This window comes from Roseburia sp. AF15-21 (assembly GCF_003479505.1).
Taxonomy (GTDB): domain Bacteria; phylum Bacillota; class Clostridia; order Lachnospirales; family Lachnospiraceae; genus Roseburia_C; species Roseburia_C amylophila.
In genome coordinates, this window is sequence record NZ_QUHG01000003.1 from 253,055 (window position 1) to 272,718 (window position 19,664).

At 41.0% G+C, this 19,664-nt stretch carries 17 protein-coding genes; 15 read left to right on the top strand and 2 right to left on the bottom strand.

The genetic code is table 11. From position 1 onward, the window contains the following. The first annotated feature begins 43 nt into the window (after window positions 1-43). From DWW33_RS06380 to DWW33_RS06420, 10 genes are all read left to right on the top strand, one after another. The gene (locus tag DWW33_RS06380; RefSeq protein ID WP_118639099.1) at window positions 44-1,687 is read left to right on the top strand and encodes a glycosyltransferase family 2 protein; all 1,644 of its coding nucleotides are present in this window, start codon (window positions 44-46) and stop codon (window positions 1,685-1,687) included. A gap of 81 nt (window positions 1,688-1,768) precedes the next feature. Continuing rightward, window positions 1,769-1,966: a hypothetical protein gene (locus DWW33_RS06385; protein WP_022244445.1), complete on the top strand. Its 198-nt coding sequence runs from the start codon at window positions 1,769-1,771 to the stop codon at window positions 1,964-1,966. A gap of 120 nt (window positions 1,967-2,086) precedes the next feature. Then, window positions 2,087-3,493 carry a sugar transferase gene (locus DWW33_RS06390; RefSeq protein ID WP_118639100.1) on the top strand — a complete coding sequence of 469 codons (1,407 nt, stop codon included), beginning with the start codon at window positions 2,087-2,089 and terminating at the stop codon, window positions 3,491-3,493. Between the two features lie 3 nt (window positions 3,494-3,496). After that, entirely contained in the window at window positions 3,497-4,945 is a 1,449-nt protein-coding gene (locus DWW33_RS06395) for a glycosyltransferase family 2 protein (RefSeq protein WP_118639101.1), read from the top strand. A gap of 3 nt (window positions 4,946-4,948) precedes the next feature. Continuing rightward, window positions 4,949-6,115, top strand: coding sequence for a beta 1-4 rhamnosyltransferase Cps2T (gene cps2T, locus DWW33_RS06400; protein WP_118639102.1), 1,167 nt, complete (start codon window positions 4,949-4,951; stop codon window positions 6,113-6,115). Next, window positions 6,112-6,816: a glycosyltransferase family 2 protein gene (locus DWW33_RS06405; RefSeq protein WP_118639103.1), complete on the top strand. Its 705-nt coding sequence runs from the start codon at window positions 6,112-6,114 to the stop codon at window positions 6,814-6,816. Before cps2T ends, DWW33_RS06405 begins: the two co-directional genes overlap by 4 nt. Before the next feature lie 102 nt (window positions 6,817-6,918). After that, a complete protein-coding gene (locus DWW33_RS15940; RefSeq protein WP_243088562.1) occupies window positions 6,919-7,059 on the top strand; it encodes a hypothetical protein in 141 nt (46 codons plus the stop codon). A gap of 28 nt (window positions 7,060-7,087) precedes the next feature. After that, on the top strand, window positions 7,088-8,068 hold the full coding sequence (locus DWW33_RS06410; RefSeq protein ID WP_243088564.1) for an LCP family protein: 981 nt from the start codon (window positions 7,088-7,090) through the stop codon (window positions 8,066-8,068). 142 nt (window positions 8,069-8,210) lie between these two features. After that, window positions 8,211-9,272 (top strand): SGNH/GDSL hydrolase family protein, encoded by a 1,062-nt coding sequence (locus tag DWW33_RS06415; protein WP_118639104.1) that lies wholly within the window; start codon window positions 8,211-8,213, stop codon window positions 9,270-9,272. Then, window positions 9,269-10,720: an MBOAT family O-acyltransferase gene (locus DWW33_RS06420; protein ID WP_118639105.1), complete on the top strand. Its 1,452-nt coding sequence runs from the start codon at window positions 9,269-9,271 to the stop codon at window positions 10,718-10,720. The genes DWW33_RS06415 and DWW33_RS06420 overlap by 4 nt, the downstream gene beginning before the upstream one ends. On the opposite strand, the gene DWW33_RS06425 is transcribed toward DWW33_RS06420, so the two are convergent. Beyond that, a complete protein-coding gene (locus tag DWW33_RS06425; protein WP_117697452.1) occupies window positions 10,701-11,675 on the bottom strand; it encodes a glycosyltransferase family 2 protein in 975 nt (324 codons plus the stop codon). The two genes, DWW33_RS06420 and DWW33_RS06425, sit on opposite strands and share 20 nt — an antisense overlap. A gap of 193 nt (window positions 11,676-11,868) precedes the next feature. Here DWW33_RS06425 and DWW33_RS06430 point away from each other — a divergent pair, with 193 nt between their 5' ends. From DWW33_RS06430 to DWW33_RS16135, 5 genes are all read left to right on the top strand, one after another. After that, complete coding sequence (locus DWW33_RS06430) at window positions 11,869-13,188, top strand: ArnT family glycosyltransferase (protein WP_117946452.1); 1,320 nt, start codon at window positions 11,869-11,871, stop codon at window positions 13,186-13,188. Between the two features lie 135 nt (window positions 13,189-13,323). Next, window positions 13,324-15,150: a glutamine--fructose-6-phosphate transaminase (isomerizing) gene (glmS, locus tag DWW33_RS06435; RefSeq protein ID WP_117697456.1), complete on the top strand. Its 1,827-nt coding sequence runs from the start codon at window positions 13,324-13,326 to the stop codon at window positions 15,148-15,150. A 635-nt stretch (window positions 15,151-15,785) separates the two neighbouring features. Next, a complete protein-coding gene (locus DWW33_RS06440; RefSeq protein WP_118639157.1) occupies window positions 15,786-17,279 on the top strand; it encodes a S1C family serine protease in 1,494 nt (497 codons plus the stop codon). Between the two features lie 421 nt (window positions 17,280-17,700). After that, window positions 17,701-18,378, top strand: coding sequence for a GTP pyrophosphokinase (locus DWW33_RS06445; RefSeq protein ID WP_117840515.1), 678 nt, complete (start codon window positions 17,701-17,703; stop codon window positions 18,376-18,378). A gap of 38 nt (window positions 18,379-18,416) precedes the next feature. Continuing rightward, a complete protein-coding gene (locus DWW33_RS16135) occupies window positions 18,417-18,551 on the top strand; it encodes a hypothetical protein (protein ID WP_022244432.1) in 135 nt (44 codons plus the stop codon). A gap of 66 nt (window positions 18,552-18,617) precedes the next feature. On the opposite strand, the gene DWW33_RS06450 is transcribed toward DWW33_RS16135, so the two are convergent. Next, complete coding sequence (locus DWW33_RS06450; RefSeq protein ID WP_118639106.1) at window positions 18,618-19,241, bottom strand: chemotaxis protein CheC; 624 nt, start codon at window positions 19,239-19,241, stop codon at window positions 18,618-18,620. Window positions 19,242-19,664: the final 423 nt, after the last annotated feature.

Here is a 19,664-nt window from a genome sequence, read left to right on the forward strand (position 1 = left end):
AGATTAGCGCAGTGAGATTAGAGCAGTGAAAAAAGGAGACAAGATGAAACTGAGCCTTTATAACCTCAGAAAAGGTTTCCGATATTTAAAAAATTATGGTTTAAAGGAATTCTTCATCCGCCTGAAAGAAAAAGGAGAACCGGAGCAGATTTCCTATGCGGAATATGCAGCAGGCCATAAGGTAACAGAAGCACAACTTAAGATACAGACAAAAGAATCTGATAAGTGGTCCTACCGACCGCTTATCAGTTGTGTTTATATGGGAGAAAATAGAGAAGATGTATTGGCTATGTTAGAGCAGCAGAGCTATACGAACTGGAATGTAACCTGTATCAATAAGCTCTGTACCGGAAAAGAAATAGAACTTTCCGGGGAATACGCAGCTCTTATTGAGGCGGGTGACACCTTAGAACCGGATGCTTTCTATGAGCTTGCCCATGCCATTGCTTTTCCAAAAGAGACAAGGCAGTCAGGAATTCACTGGGAAGAAATCGGAAAGCCGGATTTGATTTATACGGATGAAGATGTCAGATGTCCGGATGAATCAAAGACAACGGAGACAGCAGAGCCTCTTTTAAAGCCGGACTTCAGCCCGGATTATCTGGAAAACTACTGTTATATCAGACATTTATGCTGCATCAGAAAAACGGTATTCCTGCAGGCACTGAAAGAAAATGACGGAAATCCTGCAATAGAAGAACTGATCTGCCGGGCGGCAAAGCAGTCCGATAGTATCATCCATATTCCCAAAGTGCTTTATCATACAAAGGCGGAGCATGCACCGAGAGTAGAACATGCCTCTATGGCAGCGGGTAGTCACGAAAAGAAGCAGCCACTGGTATCTATTCTGATACCGAATAAAGACGAAAAAGCTTCTTTGGAAAAATGCATCACATCCATTCGGCAGGGCAGCTACCGGAATTATGAGATTATCATTATAGAAAATAACAGTAAAAGCGAAGAAATCTTTGATTATTATAAAGAGCTGCAGATGCAGTATCCGGATATCCGCGTGGTAGAATGGAAACCTGAAATACCGGGTACTTTTAATTATTCAGCCATTAATAACTATGGAGCATCCTATGCAAAAGGAGAATATCTTTTATTCTTAAATAATGATATTGAGATTATAACAAAGGATTACATGGAACGGATGCTTACCCTGTGCGGAAAAGAAAATACCGGAGCAGTGGGAGCAAAGCTTTATTACCCGGATGATACGATACAGCATGCCGGAATTGTCATAGGCATCGGTGGACATGCCAGAGGAATTGCAGCCAATATGTGTGTAGGACAGGTACGCAGCGATAGTGGGTATATGTATAGAGCCAGCCTGCGGCAGAATTTAAGTGCAGCAACAGCAGCATTTCTTATGGTGCCGGCAAAGGTGTTCCGTGAGGTGGACGGATTCTGCGAAGCTTTATCAGTAGCATTTAATGATGTGGATTTGTGTCTTAAAATCCGGAAGAAGGGTTATCTTATTATATATGAACCATCCGTAGAAGCGTACCATTATGAATCAAAGTCCAGAGGACAGGAGGATACAGAGGAGAAAGTACGCCGTTTTCAGGAAGAGATTGAATATATGAGAACCCGCTGGATTGATATTTTAAAGCAGGGAGATCCCTATTATCATCCCGGACTGACCCGTTACCGGACAGATTATTCCCTGGGACAAAAGCACTAAGGCATTGCAGAATTTGTAAGAAAGTGGTAACTTTGTAACTGAGTATAGAGAAAAACAAGTAACAGGGAGGTAGAGTTACACATGATGAAAGTTTATATTTGTCCGAAATGTGGCTGGATACGGACGGTTTCAAGAAGAAATGAAGTGGAATGTTTTAAATGTGGAAATGAAAAGATGGTTCTGGCAAAGATTCCGTATGAGAAATATGGGAAGATGAGTGAGAAAGAACGGAAAGACTATTCGGAAAGCTGGCTGTATATTCACAGAAACAGCATTTGACAGAAGAAGAACATACTTTTTTCACAGAAAATTAAGAAAGAATTCGGTTGTACCTGACAGGGTAGGACTGGTATAATATTCCTAAAAAGATGGCTTGTATTGCATAAGAGGGAATAGATTATGTATAAAAAAGAACGAAAAAGCTGGATGAAGCATCTTGACTTTACGATTCTGGATATTATCTGTCTGGAACTTGCATATGCCTTATCCTATTTTATGCGTTTTGGAAGAAAAAATGAGTTTTTAAATGAGGAATATCAGCGATTAGCGGTAGTCCTTATTTTGATTGATATCTGCGTGGTATTTTTCGGCGAATCCTATAAGAGCATTCTGCGGAGAAAGAATACGCAGGAATTTAAGCATGTTGTTATTCATACAACAATCATTGTTGCTGGAATGATGGTATATGGATACTGGACCAGACAGTCTGACTTTTCCAGACAGATTTTCCTGATGTTCTGGGGACTGTCTATGATTTTTGAATTTGTCGGTCGTTCCGGACTTAAGAATTTTATTAAGAAAAAGATGATGAATGATAGAAATCTGTCTGCCATGATAGTGGTAACGACAGATGAACTGGTGGAGAGCTGTCTTAAGGAATTTGAAAATCTGCCATATCGGGAATTTGCCGTGCACGGAGTTGTTGTAGTGGATGCAATGCGTAAGGGAGAAATTATCCGGGGCATTCCGGTGGTAGCAAATGCAGATGATTTCTTTGAATATGTAAAAAATAATGTGGTAGATGAAGTATTTATCAATGGCAATACGATAGCCAGCAGCCAGGCACTGGCAGATGATCTGCTGGAAATGGGCGTTACGGTGCATTTTAATCTGGTACATGCTTCCAAGCTGATGCCGAATAAAGTAATCGAGCAGTGCGGAAATTATATGGTTTTAACTTCCAGTATGTGTATTGCAACACCACGTCAGTTGTTTTTTAAACGTCTGATGGACATTGTAGGCGGTTTTGTGGGATTGGTGATTGCCGGTATTGCTACCATTATTTTTGCACCGATTATTAAGAAGCAGTCACCGGGACCGATTTTCTTTTCTCAGATTCGTGTGGGGAAAAATGGCAGGAAATTCCGCTTTTATAAATTCCGTTCCATGAATGTAAATGCAGAAGAACAGAAAAAAGAGTTGATGGGGCAGAATGAGATGTCAGGGCTGATGTTTAAGATGGAAGATGATCCGAGAGTATTTCCGGTTGGCAGGTTCATGCGGAAGTTTTCCATTGATGAACTGCCACAGTTCTGGAATATTTTAAAAGGGGATATGAGTCTGGTAGGCACAAGACCGCCGACGGAGGAAGAATTTGCCGGATATGAGGCAAGGCACCGGGCAAGACTCGGAATTAAGCCGGGACTTACCGGAATGTGGCAGGTCAGTGGAAGAAGCAACATTACGGATTTTGAAGAAGTGGTACAGCTGGATACCTACTATATTACAAACTGGTCACTGGCATTGGATATTAAAATCTTGTTTAAGACCATTCAGGTTGTTATAACAGGAAAAGGATCGAAGTAAGCAATGGGATTAACGAAAAAGGCTGCATATGCAGTTGGAATGATACGCAAGCATGGACTCCGGGGACTGGCGATTAAAGTAATGGAAACAAAATATGAGCCCATAGACCATGAATATACGAAAAACTGGCAGAATTATATGGTGACAAAAGAAGAATGGAAGGTGCAGCGGAATACGTTGTTTGAACATATGCCGCTGGTTTCTGTTGTAGTACCATTATATGAGACACCGGAATGCTTCTTACGGGAACTGATAGAGGGCATGCTGGGACAGTCCTATGAAAACTGGGAACTGTGTCTTGCAGATGGAAGCCCTACCGATAAAATCGAACGTTTTCTTGCAGAAAATTATAAAGAGGATGCAAGAATACGTTACCGCAGACTGTTGGAAAATGGTGGGATTTCAGAGAATACCAATGAGGCAGTTGCGATGGCAATGGGTGAATATATCGGATTATTGGACCATGATGATGTGCTGGCTGCCAATGCCCTTTATGAAGTGGTGCGGATGTTAAATGCCCATCCGGATGCACAGGTGATTTATTCCGATGAAGATAAAATTGATGCAGAATCCGGGATACACAGCCGGCCACATTTTAAGACGGATTATAATCCAGAATTACTGATGCATTATAATTATATCTGCCATTTTCTGGTGGTAAAGAAGACCATGTTAGAGAAGGTGGGGGATTTCAATCCCTGCTATGATGGTGCCCAGGACTATGAACTGGTGCTCCGCCTGACGGAGCAGACGGATGCCATTTATCATATTCGAAAGATTCTTTATCATTGGAGAATACACAGTGGTTCCACGGCAGGCAGTTCCCTGTCCAAGGATTATGCCTATGATGCGGGAAAGCGGGCATTGGAAGCTTACGTGCAGAGGCGGAAAATCCCGGCAGAGATTAAAGAAGCCCAGGGGCATAATTCTTATGAAGTGATTTATGAACAGGAAGTTCCGGAGCCGGAGCTTATTAATCTTGCGGAAATAAAGGAAAAAGATGCTTTAAATGAACTGGTAGAAAACAGCACAAGGGAATATCTTTTCATTTATGACAGCCGTCGCACCAGATTGCTTGGGGAGAGAGAACGAAAAGAACTGGCACAATATGCCTGTTTAAATAAAGTGGGACTGACAGGTGTCCGGTTTAAAAAACACCGGAAGTTAGTTTCGGCAGGCATTGGCGTATTACCGGATGGAAAGATGGGATATCTTTTTGAAAAACTTCCGGTCTGCTTCAAGGGATATTTCAACCGGGCAGTGCTTCCGCAGAATGTCAGCGCCGTTCCGCTGGAACAGTGTATCATAAAGAAAGAAGCATATCTTAAGGCTGGCGGAATTGCGCTGGATAAAGAACCGTTAGAGCGGGCAATAGATTTTGCCGGACGTCTGAAAAAAGCGGGATATCAGATTATGCTGGATGCAAAACTTACAGCAGTTTATAAGGAATAGAAAATGAAACATGTATTTATTATAGGCAGTAAAGGAATTCCGGCGGCTTACGGCGGGTTCGAGACATTTGTAGAGAATCTGACCGGACAGGCAGTCAGTGAAGAAATTCAGTACCATGTGGCGTGTATGTCCGACCATAATGAAGAATTTACTTATCATAATGCGAAATGCTTCCGGGTGAAGGTGCCGGATATCGGACCAGCGAGAGCCGTGTATTATGATTTGGCAGCATTTCGTTACTGCATTCAGAAAATTAAAAAAGAAAAGATAGAGGATGCCGTTGTCTATGTGCTGGCATGCAGAATAGGACCATTTGTGGGGCACTTTAAAAGGCAGCTGCACCGGTTGTCTGGTACACTTTATGTAAACCCGGATGGACATGAATTTATGCGGGCAAAATGGAATAAATGGATTCGTAAATACTGGAAATATTCGGAAAAGGGAATGGTAAAGCATGCAGATTTATTAGTCTGTGATTCAAAGAATATTGAACAGTATATCAGGGATGAATATCATAAATATCAGCCGAAGACCACATTTATCGCATATGGAACACTATCTTATAAAGCAGGTGAACCAACAGAGGATTTGCTGGCATGGTATCAGAAGTTTGATATCAGAAAAGAAAATTATTATCTTATCGTCGGGAGATTTGTTCCGGAAAATAATTACGAGACAATGATTCGGGAATTTATGGCATCTGATTCCACAAAAGATCTTGTAATTATTACAAATGTGGAAGAAAATGCTTTTTATGAAAGCTTAAAAGAAAAAACCGGCTTTTTAAATGATAAGCGGATTAAATTTGCAGGAACCGTGTATGATGCTGCATTGCTGGCAGAAATCCGCTACTTTGCTTATGGATATTTCCATGGACATGAGGTGGGAGGAACCAATCCATCCCTTCTTGAGGCACTCAGCACCACAAAACTGAACCTGCTTTTAGATGTGGGCTTTAATAAAGAAGTGGGAGAAGATGCCGCACTGTACTGGAATAAGGAAAACGGAAATCTTGCCACACTGATTCAGAAGGCGGATACTATGGATGAAGCAGAGCGGGAGGAGCTTGGCCGGAAAGCGAAGGACAGAATGAAGAAATGGTATAGCTGGGAAGCAATTGTACAGCAGTATGAAACACTGTTTCTTACAGGAGAGGAAGAGAGAGAATGATATCGGTCTTAGTAGTAACCTATAACGGAGAAACCTATATCAGAGAACAGATAGACAGCATACTTAAAAATATCGGACTGGGTGATGAACTGGTGGTATCGGATGATGGTTCACTGGATACTACGAGGGAAATCCTTAAGTCCTATCAGGAACAGGATGCAAGAATCCGTGTTATGGAAGGACCGGGTGAAGGCGTTATTGCCAATGTGGAAGCAGGACTTAGGGCGTGCCGGGGCGATTATATTTTTCTTGCAGACCAGGATGATGTCTGGATGCCGGATAAAGTAGAGAGAGTCATGGAAGTATTCCAGAGGAAGAAAGCCATGGTTGTGGTTCATGATGCCAGAGTGACAGATGCTGCATGCAAAGAGACACTGATGCCGTCCTTTTTTGTTTACCGCCACAGTGGAAGAGGTGCGATTAAAAATATTATTAAGAATACCTATATGGGCTGCTGCATGGCATTTCGGAAAGAGGTATTGGATGCAGTACTTCCGATTCCGAAGGATGTTACCATGCATGATCAGTGGATTGGTGTGAAATGTGATTTGAAATATCACCGCACGGTATTTTTAAAGGAACCATTGATTCTTTACCGGAGGCATGAAAAAAATGTATCCGATTTTTCCCATAACAGCGTGGGTGTAATGATTAAGAATCGCTTAATTTTTCTAAAAAGGATATTAAGCTATCATGGATAATATTGACACAAAAAGTGTTTTGTTATATATTAGTTTCAATTGTTTTGAAAAAATGAATAGAAACTGTTTAACATTAGGAAAATAAGATAATGGAGATGACTTATGAGTACAAGTAGTAATAATAGAAACCGTAAAAGAAAGAAAATGACCAGACGCCAGAGAAGAAAGAGAAAATTGATTCTTTTTATAGTGGAAGGTACTGGTTATCTTAATTCTTCTGGCAGCATTATTTGTAATTATTAAATTAAACAAACTCAATAATACCGGTGATTTGGATGAAGATAAGCTGAATATTAATATTGATGCCAAAACCCAGGAATTGTTAGATGGTTATACGAACATTGCATTATTTGGTATTGATAACCGCAGTACCGGCAAATATGAGTCCGGAAACAGTGACTGTATCATGATTGCAAGTATTAATAATGATACGAAGGAAGTAAGACTGATATCGGTTTACCGTGATTCCTTCCTGGCAGTAGATGATGATGACAATTTAAGAAAACTCAATGCAGCATATGCAAAAGGCGGTCCGACCGGTGCAGTTGCAGCATTGAATAAGAATCTTGATCTGGATATTAAAGAGTATGTAGCTGTGGACTTTAATGCAGTTATGGAAGTGGTAGATGCACTGGGTGGAATTGAACTTGATATTAGTTCCAAAGAAGCAGAAACCATGAAAATATATATCAATGAGATGAATGAGGTAATGGGAACCAATGGAACAGCAGTTTCCGGACCTGGACTACAGACAGTGAACGGAATCCAGGCATTGGCTTATTGCCGTGACCGTTACAGCGGTGGTGATGACTACGGCCGTACCGAGCGTCAGAGAACCGTTATCAGTAAAATAGTCGAGAAGGCAAAAGCAGCCAGTCTTCCTACATTAAATAAGGTGATTGATAAATTATTCCCGGATATTTCCACAAGTCTTAGCAGTTCTGAAATATTGGGACTGGCAGCAGGCATCAAAGACTACGAGCTGGCAGATACACAGGGCTGGCCATTCCAGCTTACCACAGAGCGTATGGGAGGAAAGCTTGGCGATGTAGTAGTTCCTACAGATCTGGAAACCAATGTAAATTTACTGCATCAGTATTTATTTGATGTAGAAGATTATGAGACAACACAGACCGTAAAGAATATCAGTAAATCCGTAATCAATGAGACTGGAAAGACTGCTTCGGATACAGTAAGAGATACAAATCCGTTTACGGCAGAGGACACAGAGGCGGATACCCAGACACAGTAAAGAAAGATAAATAAAAATATTCATAGGAAAAGCTGTCTGGAATAGGACAGCTTTTCTTTCGCAGGAAATAAGGAAGAGACGAAAAAGAGACGGAAAATGAATTCAGAAAAGTTGTTTCTTATATCATGACAGGAGGTTCTCCATGGCGGGAAGAACATCGGAAAAAGGGAATACAACAGGAAAAACAATATTCTGCTTTATCGGAAAGGTGATAGGAGCCGGAATTACAGCATTTGCAATTCTGGCGCTTTTTTGCGTATTTTATTACAACCCTCCGGTACATGAACCATGTGGAAATGGAGTGACCAGCTATGTAAGACAGGCAGATACGTTCTGGGCGAGAGGAACGGAAGGTTTTGCCATGGGAACTACCGATAACAATGGTTATAACAACAGTTATCCTTCTGAGGGAAGAAAGACTGCTATTTTAATGATGGGTTCTTCCCAGACGGAAGGACTGTATGTCAACGAGGATGATTGTGCATCTTATTTGCTAAATGAGAAATACGACGAAGATGGAAGCAGCCGCTATGTATACAATGTGGGAATGTCAGCCCATACCATTTACCGTAATATCAGTAATTTGGAAAATGCTCTTAAGGTTTATCAGCCTGCTGAATATGTTGCGTTAGAGACCGGAACACTGGCAATGAATCCGGTAGAAGCTGCTCAGGCATTAAATCATGAAATGCCGGAGCTGACAGCGGGAAGCGGAATACCGGCACTGGAAGTATTAGAAAAGAATCCTTATATCAAGCTATTGTATCAGCAGTATAAGAATCTGCAGAGCCAGAACAATGGAGAAGCAGATGTAACAATTACGGAAAATGCCGGATATGATGTATTTGGTGATGACACCTATGCGGCCACGGAGGAACTGCTTTCTTATATCAGCAGGACGGCGGAAGAAGCCGATGTTCAGGCAGTGATTTATTATATTCCGGATATGACATTGACAGAGGATGGTAGTTATGAATGCTCTGCAAGTGTGGACACCAGAGATACTTTTGCAGAATTATGTGGAAAATATAATATTATTTTTGCGGATATGACAGATTCCGTAGAGGAAGCCTATGTGAAAGAGCATATCGTAGCCAGTGGATTTGATAATACAACAGTTGGCTATGGGCATCTTAATGCATATGGACATGAGCTTCTGGCACAGTGCATTTATGATGCAATCGGAGAGGAGGAGCAGAGATGAGTTTTGCAAGTGTAAGCTTTTTACTGTTTTTTCTTGTAGTGCTTCTTCTTTTACTTCTTGTACAGAGGGTGCTGCCTTTGGCGGAAATAAAGCGCCGCATCATATGCCAGGGAATCCTTCTGATAGCCAGTTATGTTTTTTATGGCTGGTGGAATATGCGGCTTTGCCTGCTTTTAATGGGAATTACATGGATTTCCTTTTTTACCGCGGTAAAAAAAGATGAAAAGCATCTGCGGCAGAGCCGGATTTCTCTTCTGATTGGAGTAGGCACGCCTTTGGCGGTCCTTGGAATTTTTAAATATTATGATTTCTTTGTGACTTCCTTTTGTGATGTGTTTCATCTGATACCGGGAGTACTGAATCTGATTCTTCCGGTAGGAATTTCCTTTTATACCTTTCAGGCATTGAGCTATACCATTGATGTCTATACCGGGAAGATAGAAAAAGAAAAAAGCTTTTTGCAGTTTGCGTTGTACTTAAGTTTTTTTCCACAGCTTGTAGCGGGACCGATTGTAAAAGCATCGGAGTTTCTGCCACAGCTTAAGGAGAACCGGAAGGTTACACTTGCGGGACTGGAAAGTGGAATACAGATATTTGTATTTGGTATGTTTAAAAAAGTGGTACTGGCGGACAATATTTCTGTATTTGTGGATGAAGTATATCGCAGTCCGCAGATATTTGGTTCCGGAACGGTTGCACTGGCAGTAGCAGCCTATGCCATTCAGATTTATATGGATTTTTCCGGTTATTCGGATATGGCAATCGGCTGTGCAAAATGTATGGGCTATGAATTACCGGTGAACTTTAACCTTCCATATATATCCCATAATGTCAGTGAGTTCTGGAAACGGTGGCATATCAGCCTTTCAAGCTGGCTGATGCAGTATCTTTATATTCCGCTGGGTGGTAACCGCAAGGGACGTATTCGTACTTATGTAAATCTGATGATAACGATGCTTTTAGGGGGACTCTGGCACGGTGCAGAATGGAGCTTTGTATTGTGGGGTGGTCTCCATGGACTGGCTCTTTGTATCCATAAGGGCTTCCGGAAACTGGCTGGGTATCAGAAAGGGCAGGAGAGAAAGAAAAATGTTCTGGTGGATACCTTATCCATCCTCGGAACGGACATTTTTGTCTGCATCTGCTGGATATTCTTCCGGGCAGAAAATGTGCCGAAGGCATGGCTGGTATTAAAACAGTTATTTGGCTTCCAGGCGGGCATTACACATCCGTACAGCTTTGCCATTGCAGCAATTATTATTCTTTGCATTGCAACAGTGGCTGCATATCTTAGGGCAGCAAAGAAAAAAGAAAAGACCGTCAATGGTTTTTATCCGGTTATGGATTTAAATCATTTCTGGTCTCTTGTGATTTTCTTTGTTGAGATAGGCCTTATCCTTGGTCTGGCTTATGTGAAGGGCAGTCCGTTTATTTATTTTCAGTTTTAGGTAAGGCAGTTTGTGTGTCTGCCATGGAGGTCTTTGGTGTCATCGGTTCATCAATAATGAATGGTGGACGGTTTCTGGTGGCATCATAAATACGCCAGATGTAGGAACCAATAATACCGATGGAAAGCATAATAATTCCCATACCCATTAAAAGTACGATTAATAATGAGGTATAGCCTTCTGCAGTTATAATTCCGGTCATTTTCCGGTAAATTGTAATAAAGAACAGAATGAGTGCAAAGAGAAATACTCCGGCACCGGCTGCAGTGACCATGGTAATCGGAAAGCTGGAGAATCCTATCAGGGAATCCGTGGCAAGTTTTATTTTTTTGTGAAGAGTCCATCGGGAATGTCCGATGGTTCTTTTTTTCCGGATATAAGGAACAGTTGCAGTCTGAAAGCCACTCCACAGGACCTGTCCCATAAGAGAGGTATTTTTTTCCTTCATTGCGACCAGCAGGTCAATGATTTGGCGGTCAATCAGAAAACTGTCAAATCCACCTTTGGGCATGGTGGGAAGTGCAACCTCCTTCATAATATAGGCATAAAGGGAAGAAACAGCTTTCTGTGTAAGAGGTTCCTCACGGTCAGCACGGGTAGCAAGTACTACCTTATTACCATCCCTGTATTTTTCTAACATACTTAAGATTAATTCGGATGGTTCCTGTAAGTCTGCAGCTTTGCGGACAGCACAATCGCCACTGCAGCGGGAGAGTCCTGCAAGAATGGCAGCATGTTCACCAAAATTACGGGATAATTTTAATGGGATAATATGTGTATCCAGGCGGGCAAGCTCGCAGATGACATCATAGGATTTATCTTTGGAACCATCATCAACCATGAGAATTTCATAGTCACAATCTAGTTTACATAAAACCTTTTCCCGCAGATCATTGTAAAGTGGAAGAAGGTTATCATGGTTAAAATACACTGGTATTACAATGGATAGTTTCATAACATTGGCTCCTTTCATAAACTATTACTTCTTGATTCTTTATTATGATAACGTATGTTTTTGTAAAATCAATAGGGTAAAGAAAGTCTTAAGAAAATAGTAAGAGAACTCTTAGTTGTCTGGATAAGTTTTCAGGAGTATAATACCAACGATTCATCATGAAGAAGAAATTAATAATGAAAAGGAAATGAGAATGGAAAAGACAAATCAGACTCTGAAAAGAGGGTATTTAATATGTTTATTTCTGGCATTGACAATTTGGAGTATGGCAACTACTTCCGGAAGCGGGCCGGATGAAGCAATGAAATATGATATCTGTAATTATATAGCGTCCCATGGAAAGCTTCCTGATGGAACGGACCCGGCGCTAAGAAATCCAATCTGGGGAATATCATATGGATTTACTCCGATTCTGTCATATATGATAAGCGGAGTTTTTTTGAAAATAGCTTTTTTATTTACCACAAATGCGTATTGGCTGTATGTGGCAGTCAGATTCACCAGTGTACTTTCCATAACCGGAATGGCATATTTGATGTTTCAGATAGGAGAGTACTTATTTCAAACCAATAGAAGCAGATTTTTGTTCGTAATGTCTGGAACCCTGCTGCCCCAGGTAATGTATCTTGGAAGTTATCTGAATAATGATTCCTTTGCATTATTTACAATTGCATGGATTATTTATGCCTGGCTTAGGGGCAGGGACAGACACTGGGACTGGAAAAGCTGTATCCTATTAGGAACTGGAATAGGGTTATGTGCATTATCTTATTATAATGCCTACGGTTATCTTTTGATGAGTATACCGTTTTTCTTTATTTCCTACTGGAAGGAAAGGCAAATAGAAGGTGAAGGAAAAAGAACTGACATGCATCGGATGTTCAGGATGGCAGCAGTAATTGCTATTGTAGCAATACTTTTAGCTGGCTGGTGGTTTATCCGGAGTGCAATATTATATGATGGTGATTTCCTTGGACTTCGAACAACGGATAAATATGGGGAAATGTATGCACAGCCGGGATTCCGTCCGTCAGAACGGCCGACGCCATATCATCAGGGTTGGTCATGGTACCAGATGTTATTTACTTCCGGCTGGCTGAGAACATCACTGATCAGCTTTATTGGAATATTAAGGACCTGCGACTGGAGTCTGATGGGCAGGGGCTATCTGGGGATTGGAATACTTTTTCTTGCTGGAATCATTGGCTATCTGGCAGGCGGGTGGAAAAGAAAAATATTTTCGTCAGACAGACTGCTGCATATCACATTTCTGATATGCATGGTAATTCCATGCGGATTGAGTATTTATTATTCTTTTTATAGTGACTATCAGCCACAGGGGCGGTATCTGATGCCGATGCTGATTCCGTTTCTTTATTTTGTCACGACAGGACTGACTTTGGTACTTGAAAAGATACCACAAAAAGTAAATCGTATGTTATACGGTGGAATTTATATGTTTTTCATATTGATATCTGCAGCAAGTTTTTATTATGTTCATGCGCTGATATAGATTTCAAAAAAGGACTGGATAATCCTTGGTTTATCTTATATAATGTCAAAAGGACTATAAAGACAGTTCTATAAAAGACAGGATGAAACAACAGCAATTGGAATAGAATGTAAAAGAAAAGCAGGAGGAAGAATTATGTGCGGAATTGTTGGATATATAGGGAAGAAACAGGCTGCACCAATTTTGTTGGATGGACTTTCAAAACTGGAGTATCGTGGTTATGATTCGGCAGGTATGGCAATCTTTGATGGGAAGAAGATTAACATGGCTAAGGCGACCGGAAGATTAAAGGTATTATCTGAGCTGACCCATGAGGGTGCTACCTTGCCGGGAACGGTTGGAATCGGTCACACACGCTGGGCAACCCATGGTGCACCGAGTGATATCAATGCGCATCCACATTTCAATGAAGCCGGTACGATTGCTGTGGTACACAATGGTATCATTGAAAACTATATGAAATTAAAGAAAAAGTTATCAGAAAAAGGCTATAAGTTTCGGTCAGACACGGACACTGAGGTTGTGGCCCAGCTGCTGGATTATTACTATACCGGGAATCCATTGGAAACCATTACCAAGGTCATGCATCGTGTGGAAGGTTCTTATGCACTGGGAATTATCTTTGCAGAGAATCCTGATGTTATCTATGCAGTCCGTAAGGACAGTCCTCTGATTGTAGGAAGAGGTGAGGGGGAGAATCTGATTGCATCCGATGTCCCGGCAATTTTAAAATATACCAGAGATGTATATTTTATTGAAAATGAAGAAATTGCCCGCCTCTCCGAGGAAAAAATAGAATTCTTTAATGTAGACGGGGAATCTATCGAAAAAGAATGCAAACATATCGAGTGGGATATTCATGCAGCAGAAAAAGGCGGCTATGAGCATTTCATGTTAAAAGAAATGAATGAACAGCCAAAGACCATAAGAGATACCATCAGTCCACGTATCAAGGATGGCAGAATTGTCATCGATGAGCTTGGAATGAGTGACGAAGAAATCAGAAATATCAGCAGAATTCACATTGTTGCCTGCGGTTCTGCTTATCATACCGGATTTACCAGTAAGTATATTTTCGAAGGAATGGCAAGAATTCCGGTAGATGTAGATGTGGCATCCGAGTTCCGCTACCGGAATCCGATTTTAGAGGATGGAGCCCTTGTCATTATTATCAGCCAGTCCGGAGAGACAGCAGATTCCCTGGCGGCACTCCGTATGGCAAAAGAGCGTGGTGTTAAGACCCTTGGTATTGTAAACGTAGTTGGAAGCTCCATTGCAAGAGAGGCAGATAAAGTAATGTATACCTGGGCTGGACCGGAAATTGCAGTTGCAACTACAAAGGCATACAGTGCACAGCTTGTGGCACAATATCTTCTGGCAATTAAATTTGCACAGGTTCGTGGTAAAGTTACGGAAGCAGAAGTAGGAGAAATGCTTCGTGACCTTAAGAAGCTGCCGGATCAGGTAGAAATGTTACTGAGCCATAAAGAGAAGATCCAGAAATTTGCCAACCGTTTCATTGCAGCTAAGGATATTTTCTTTATCGGAAGAGGAATTGATTATGCGATTTCCATGGAAGGCTCTTTAAAATTAAAAGAGATTTCCTATATTCATTCTGAGGCATATGCAGCAGGTGAGTTAAAGCATGGAACCATTTCCCTGATTGAAGATGGTACACCGGTCGTTGCAGTGGCAACACAGGATGCACTGCTGAAAAAGACCATCAGCAATATTGTAGAAGTGAAGACCAGAGGCGCATTTGTCATGGCAGTCACCAATGAAGGCAATACAGAGATTGAAAAGACAGCAGATTATGTCATTTATATTCCACAGACCAATGCATATTTTGCCAATTCACTGGCAATTATTCCATTACAGCTGTTCAGCTACTATGTAGCAGTTGGAAAGGGCTGTGATGTGGATAAACCAAGAAATCTTGCTAAATCTGTTACGGTTGAGTAATTTATAGAGCAATTGGAAAAGAAGATGCGGTTTTACTTAGAATTCTATTTCTATGAAAGGACATTTTATTTTGTGCACACTAAAATGCCAGCCGTTCTAAAATTTCGTTTTGCTTGCTTGTAAACTGTCTTTCCGTTGCTTTGACTTAAGATAGCTCCACCGTCCGTTGAATACGGATGCCACATAATGCCTGCAAGGGGCACTAAGGATTTCGGATAAAGTTTAATTCATCTGGCAACCGGCGCATATTCACATCCATGTTCAGATGCGCCTCGCTGGCACGTCCTGTGCCAGCGTTGCCGGGTGCCAGACGAAATCCTAAGTGCCCCTAACAGTCCTTATCAGGCATCCGTACTTCGACGAACGGTGGAGCTATCTATGTCAAACATTGGAAAGACTGTTTTTATAGCAAAAAGCAAAACGAAATATTAAGAACGGTGGTATTTCGGTGTGAAAATAAAATGTCCTTTTTTATAGAAAAAATTCTAATGTAAAATATATCCTCTTTTGCAGAGCTTTTTACAAATTAAACATAAAAGAAACATATTTTTCTCAATAAATAAACACAGAACTGACACAATTTGCGGCTATTATCATAATCAGAAAGAGACAAAGAGATGAAAGGAGTAATCTTTATGGATAACAATTTTAATAACAACTACAACAATAATAATTATAACTCCGGCTCTTCTTATTCATATAATCCGACAAATCAGCCTACAGGAGATGGAACGAATACATCCTGGAGCGGTCAGGTGAATGGAACAGCTTCACAGAGCTATAATCCAAATTATCAGACAAACAGCCAGCCAAATGGTCAGACCCAGTATGGACAGGGAAATGCCTATTATAGTCAGGGAACACAGCCATATGGACAGAATCAGCAGAAGAAAAAACGGAAAGAAAAAGTAAAGAAAGAACATGGTAAAGGCGGATTTGGTGTAAAACTTGCAAAATGTGCAGCTATTGCATTAGTCTTTGGATTGATTTCAGGAAGCGTATTTGCGGGAACAAATCAGCTGCTTGGAACGAAGTGGAGCAACTCTGAATCTGCTAAGACAGAGGCTTCCCTGAATAAGAGCAGCAGCGGAGATACCGTTAAGGCAGCAAATACTTCATCCAAAGCAGTAACCGATTTGACGGATGTCTCAGATATTGCAGATAATGTAATGCCATCTATTGTTGCAATTACGAATATGAGTGAAAAACAGGTAAGCACCTGGTATGGATATACTGCATCACAGCCACAGGAAAGCTGTGGTTCCGGAATCATAGTAAGCCAGGATGACCAGTACATCTATGTAGCAACGAATAATCATGTGGTATCCGGTGCCCAAAGTATTACCGTGCAGTTCTCAGATGACAGCACAGTAGCCGCAGAAGTAAAAGGAACAGATGCAGGAAGTGACTTAGCAGTCGTTGCAGTTCCGATTTCCGATATCAGCGCAGACACCTTAAGTACCATTAAGGTTGCAACCCTTGGCAATTCTGATGACTTAAGTGTAGGTCAGGCAGCAGTCGCAATCGGAAATGCGTTAGGTTATGGGCAGTCTGTTACAACCGGTGTTATCAGTGCATTGAACCGAGAGGTGTCCGTAGAAAATGATGACGGTTCTACCACCACCAATGAACTGATACAGACTGATGCGGCTATTAACCCTGGTAATAGTGGTGGCGCATTACTGAATGCCAAGGGTGAAGTAATCGGTATCAGTTCTGTAAAATATTCTGATACCAGTGTAGAAGGTATGGGCTATGCTATCCCGATTAATACAGCGTCTCCGATTATTGAAAAATTAATCAACCGGGAACAGGTGGATGAATCCCGTTCCGCATATCTTGGAATCTCAGGTGTAGATGTATCCTCCGCCGTTGCACAGACCTATAATATGCCGGAAGGAATATATCTCTATCAGGTAAAGGAAGGTTCACCGGCAGAGCAGGCAGGCTTACAGGCAGGAGATATTATCACATCCTTTGATGGAAGCAAGGTTTCATCTACAACAGAATTAAATGATGCGATTAAGTATTGTGCAGCAGGTGATTCTGTAGAAGTTGTATTTGAACGTCAGACAGATGGACAGTATCAGGAACAGACGGTAACCGTAACTTTAGGGCAGAAAAACTAAAAACGGATAACAAAATGTAACCCTTAGTCATCTATAAAGCAAAGCTACCGATAAGGCAGATAAAACAGCAGTGTCTTAAATATGTTGAAGAAAACATGGACACTGCTGTTTTTTTACTTTACAGGAAATTGCTTTCCTGTAAAGTAAAAAACGCTCCGCGAGGATGCACACTGCGGCGTATAAGGTAGATGTCGCAAGCGACCGCCGCAGGCGCGAGAATGTGCCAAGGCACATTCTTTGTTACGCAAGTAGCGAGAAAAAATCTAGCAGAAAAGAAGGAGCCAGGTTTGTTTGAGCGAACTTCTTTTCTGCCAGACTTTGGTAAGCGCTGCGATAACTTTAGAAAAAATTAATAGTTGTTTCGGGTATTTTCTGATATGATAGAAAAGTAAGAAAAATAAACTTATGAGGAAAGTAAAAGATGAATCCATTAGATTTTAGCAGAATAAAAGACGAGGCACATCCGGAGGATTTTTTAAGTGAGATGAAACCCTTTGGGGATTTGATGATGTATTACCGGTGTGCCATGATGGAAGTGGAAACAAAGTTTAAGGTATTAAATGAGCAGTTTTCCACACAATATAACAGGAATCCGATTGAGTCCATAAAAACAAGACTGAAGAAACCGGCAAGTATTATTGAAAAAATCAAACGGAAGAATATTGGATTTTCCATGAAAGCAATTGAGGAGAATATGTTTGATATTGCGGGAGTGCGTGTCATCTGTTCTTTTCAGGAAGATATTTATACTATGGCAGATTTGCTGCTGCAGCAGGATGATATCATTCTGGTAGAGAAGAAAGATTATATTGCACATCCGAAGGATAACGGATACCGTAGTCTGCATCTGATTGTAGATGTGCCGATATTTTTATCGAACGAGAAGCGCCATATGAAAGTGGAGGTGCAGCTCCGGACCATTGCCATGGATTTCTGGGCGAGTCTTGAGCACAAGCTTCGCTATAAGAAACATATTAATAATTCAGAAGAAATAGCAGATAAATTAAAGCATGTTGCAGATGTAATTACAGAAATGGACTGCGAGATGCAGGATATTCGTCATATGATAGAATTTATAGACGATAATACAGAATCGTAGTATACTATAGATATCTGGCACAAGGAGGAGGTAATAAGATGACAGAGGGTGGACTTCTGATTTTCCTTGGAATTTTAATCTTATTTGTAATAATTGTAGCTGTAATAGCGGTAGTAGCCGCAGTATCCGGGGCCGCAGCGGCAATTGCAGATGAGGACAAAGAAGAAGAGTAGAGAAAAAGAACGTTCCTGAATGGAAATTATTCCAGACGGGAACGTCCTTTTTTGTCTTTTACAATGTTATAAATCGATACCAAGTCCTTCAAAAAGCACTTTCATAGAGTCTATTTCAAGAATCAGAATCATGGCACTTTTAATCTGGGTATGGGCAAAACTTAACCGTTCATCAATAAAGAGAACCTGATAATCCAGTCTTGTAAATTCTTTTTCCGGGACAGCCAGAATTTCACCAATGGTACCAAGATGGTTCTGCGGTGGTTCAATATCAATAAAGGTATTTGTCATTTTTGCAATAGAATTTACATAAGCAGCAGTTGTGATGTTTGCCATTTCGCGCAATACGGATAAATCCATATCATTCAGTGAATCAATGGAATCGACATGTTTTTCATAAAAGGTGTTGATAAGCCGGCTGGTAAATTCTTTCTCCACAATCTGAAGCATAACACCATTCATATCGCCTTTTACATTTACAGTCATACCAATAGCAGTTTTATCTGCCCCACCAAGATAATCTGCAGCTTTGGCATAATCCATCAGGCAGATATTTGGCACTTCAATATCTACCGGTGTATTTAAGAGACTTGCCAGTGCAGTAGCAGCATTACCGGAACCGATGTTGCCAATTTCAGCTAGAACGCTTAAATGCATAGAATCCAGTTCTTTTAAATTTAGCATAGACATAAAAACTCTCCCTTTGTCATTACAGTATAAATTTTTCTCGTGTTCGTTTATTATAACATAGGATACAGGCAATGAGAATGGATTCTTATGGCATTTCAAAAGGAATTATAAAGAATTTTGAAGAATAAAAAACTCACCCTTGACAAAAGTGCCTGGCAAATTTAATATAAAGCCTAGAGATAAAGGTAATGAGAAAGAGAAGTACATCGGTACGGTTCTAAGAGAGGACAGCTCATCGGCTGAAAGGTTGTCTGAATACGACAGATGGAAGGTAGCTTTCGAACCGGAAGACCCAGAAAGCCTGCAAACGGAATCTCATAAAGAATCCCAGAATGGCATAAGTTTTCCCGGCACTCCACGTTACGGAGAAGAGATATGCATAGATACTATGCATAACGAAGGTGGTACCGCGCTGATTCGCCC